Below are 3,709 nucleotides of genomic sequence, written 5' to 3'. Positions count from 1 at the left end.
GTCGCGATTAGTATGGGCGTCGGCCGCGGCGAGAAGCCCTGGTAGCCAGGGGTGTCGTCTGGCGAGATGAGCTGAAGTATCCGCAAACCGTTCCGGCCGTCGGCCAGGTATGCGTAGACCGACGCGTCGGTCATCGCAAGCTTCGTGTCGTTCAGGTCGTTGATCTGCCCTGCAGCGTTGAACGTCTGATCGATCTTAGGATGGTCCGGCTGCTTGATATCGGCAATGACGAGCCCCTGCGCGCCGGCGGAAATGTAAGCGTAAGTGCGGGCGACGTAGAGATTGCGTGCATCGGAAATTGGGAGTGACGCGCCTTCCACCACGCGAGGTTGGGTGGGCGAGGTAACGTCGATGACTTTGAGTCCTTGCGAATCGACCACGAACGCGTAGCGGAATTGAACCTCGATCGCACGGGGCCGGACGATTCCGCCCCCCGTGATCTGGCCGACAACGCGCAGGTTCTCGGGATTGGAGACGTCGACCACCACGATGCCGCGGTCGCAGAGCACATACGCGTAGTTGCCGGCGATGGTTCCGCCCATCGCGCCGTCGAGCACGCCGTTCGGATTAAAGCTGGGTCCTCGATAGAAGAAATTGTTGTCCGGATTTCCGTCGCCGAGCGTACCCACGTTGACCGCGATCAGGCCCTCGTAACGATCGGTTACGAACGCGTAGGCCGCCTCCAGGGGGACCTTCTGTTCGTGGTTCTCGGGGCGCTGACTGCGGGTCGGGTCGATGAGCAGCGTGGTCGGGAGCAGCACTGCGGTCGCATCCCTGGTCGACACATAGGTTCGCTGTCCCAGCGGCGAAACCGGCGCGGTCGTGAATCGTTGCGCGAAATCCTTGTTGTCGAGGTTCGCAATGTCATAGACCACAAACCCGCCCTTGCCCTGGGCGGTGAAGAGATACTCGCCACGATTCTGAATCGTGCGTATATCGGCATGAAACTCGGGCAGGTTGCCGTTCCAGGCCACCTGCAGACTCGATGCGTGCTTAAATGAATCGTGCAGCACGCGTCCGCCCTTGACGAATTTTTGGAACTCGTCCGGGTAGGCCAGTTCGTGGAGACGGCTGCCGATTACCGCCTGCGGTTCGTCGCGCTCCGTGACCACCACCGCTTCCAGTCCCTCGTTACCTTCCGCGACCCAGCAGTAGCGGCCCATGAAATTCACGAAGTTGGTGCCCTGCATCAGCAGCTGCGCGAGCTTCGCGTTGTTGTCGTTATTCTCGGAGACGTGGCAATCGCTGCATTGCTTGGTCTCGGTGCCCCGCACGGTATGCGGCACGGCGGTGCTGAACGATTGTCCCGAGAAACCTTCCACCGAAACTGGCTGCTGCTGCGTGTAGATGACCGCTCGCTCCGGATTATACGAACTTACCAGGACTGCGCATGACGAACGTGCCGGGGAGATGCGATTGCCGGTGGTGACACCGTCGCGACCAATCATGAACACGTCTTCGCGCAGCGTTTGATAGTCGTAGCTGGTCCAGTTGCGGGTCATGTCGCCGTCGTAGTGCAGAATCTGGCGGCGCATGTTCGCCTTCATCGGCAGATGACAGCCAAAACAGCTTGGGACCCACGACGAGTGACAGGTCTGGCAGGACATGTCTTTGAGCGGATGTGCCAGCTCCTCGTCCGAGACATTGGTCTTTCCCCAGGTCTTGCCGTCCTTCTGAACCGTATGCGCGTAGGCCGCGGCCTCGTAGGCGCGGTTCCATGCCTTCGAATTGGGATTGTCGAGAGTCGCAAGCTGTGGAACCGGCCACTTGAGATCGCGTTTCATGGTCGATTGCTGCTCGACCTCGATGACGCCGCCTTCCTTACGCCGCTCGCGGAAGCGATTGCCGAAGGGGGTTTTCTTGGTCTGATCGCTGCGGGTGAGATTTAAAGGTTTGCCGTCCTCGGTGCCCGCGTTGCCGGTCGCAAGAAAGTCGGTGTACTTGGTGTAGGTGCCGTGACAGTCCTCGCAGCGCACCTGGATAGCGTTGCGAACCTCGCCATATAGATTGCCGTTGCCGTGCGCGTCTCCCTCGAAGTGACAGTCGGCGCACTGCATTCCGTATTCATTGTGGATGTCCTGGAGTTTGACGGCGCGCCGCCATTTGTAGGCGTTGTCGGGAACCACCTTGCCGCGCTTGTCGAGCAGATTGCCGGCTTCATCGCGTTTCCAGGCGTAGCGAAAGATCCACCCGTGGCCGTGGAAATCGGCGATTTGCACGTGCGCGAGCTTGGGATTCAGCTCTGAGCTGCTGGTCAGAAACTTGTTGTCCGACCATAGACCCTTGACGTTCGCCGCTTCGGGATTGGCCATCAGAGCGACGGCTTCCTGATCCGCGGTAAGCTTCTTGGGCTGCTTGGGATAGAAGTATTCGCCGTCGCTCTCGTTGTCCCACCATATGGTCCCGTAATAGCTATTCACCACGTTGGTGCCGGGATGCACGTGGCAGACTACGCACTGCGAGGACGGAATCGAATTGGTGAATTGATGGCGAATCGGAAAGCCGGAGATATTCTTTGGAATCGACTGATCCTTGGAGTAGCTATGCCCCTCGTTGCCGTATTGTGCATATTGAACGGAGTGCGATTCATCGCGATCGTTTGCATAGATGACGTGACAGCCTGCGCATCCGCTCGACCGATAGTCCCCCGAGTGATCCGCGGTACCGAGAAACCACAGCGTGGGATCCATCAGCCGCGTCCGCTGCAAGCTCTGGTAGACGGGGTCGGTGCGGACCTTGGTGCCATAGCCGCGTACCGAGAGTCGATCATTGCCACGCTCGAAGACCCGCAATACGTTCCCGGGCTGGGTAATTTCAAAACGCGGCTGCGGGTCTAGATAGGGCAGAATGTCATGGACCTGTGTCTCCTCGGCGCTGGGCGGGGGCAGCGTCTGCACCCGGGTGGGATTGCCATTTTCGCTGTACGATTCACCGTAGCGGGCAAACTTCCACGGATATTCGCCGTTGTTGTAGAGCGCAGCCTCCCAGAGCATCGCCCCGGTGGCCATCATGCTCTTGCGCACGTGCTCGACTTCCTCGGCGTGACAACTCTTCCCGCCACAGCTAAGCCGCGCGGCGCGCAGGTCGCTGGGATTTACGAACCGTACGAACTCCGGCGATTCGTTGTTCAGCATCGAGTAAGAGCGCACCGGCAGCCGCCCGGTCTTGGGCCAGTCTTCGGCGTTTAGCGGATGGACATGCGCAGCTTCCTTGCTGGTCGCCTTGGCGTTGCCGCCGTGACAGTCGACACATCCGATCGGCAATCCATCGGCGTGCATTTCTTCGATGCCGGCGTGGCAATTGGATGCCTTGCAGCCCGCACTTTTTGCGTCGGCCTCGGCCTGGGTCTGCTTGGAAATGTCCTCCGGCATCGCGGGCTTCGTCACAATGGCACGCGCGGGAACCGGGTGCTCCGGCGGCATGCCACCCGGGTTAGCCGGATCGTAGGGTTGCTGACAGCCGAACATCAGTGGCATAGCCATGAGCACAACCACGATCGCACGGCGCAGACGCGGTAGTTCAGTCGTGATGGCTATTTGGAGACGTCCGCTCACTTCCAGTTCGCTAGGTCAGTACGTCAACGTCACGCCGAGCAGGCTCGAGAACAGAACGTTGGATTGGTAAATGTCTTTGAAACCGGCGGTGGGCGTCAGCATGGCGAACGACCCGGTCACGATGATGTTGTCTATAAGCAGCGGTCGGTATCGGA

1 protein-coding gene is annotated in these 3,709 nt (G+C 59.8%); it reads right to left on the bottom strand.

The window, feature by feature from the left end:
• A partial coding sequence (locus tag VGI36_04515) for a hypothetical protein (GenBank protein HEY2484385.1) occupies nucleotides 1–3,554 on the bottom strand: 3,554 nt, incomplete at its 3' end.
• Nucleotides 3,555–3,709 lie beyond the last annotated feature (155 nt).

This window comes from Candidatus Binataceae bacterium, from assembly GCA_036495685.1.
In the GTDB taxonomy this organism is placed as follows: Bacteria; Desulfobacterota; Binatia; order Binatales; family Binataceae; genus JAFAHS01.
Note: the sequence above shows the minus strand (reverse complement) of the source record. Positions and strands in the feature narration are given on the sequence as shown.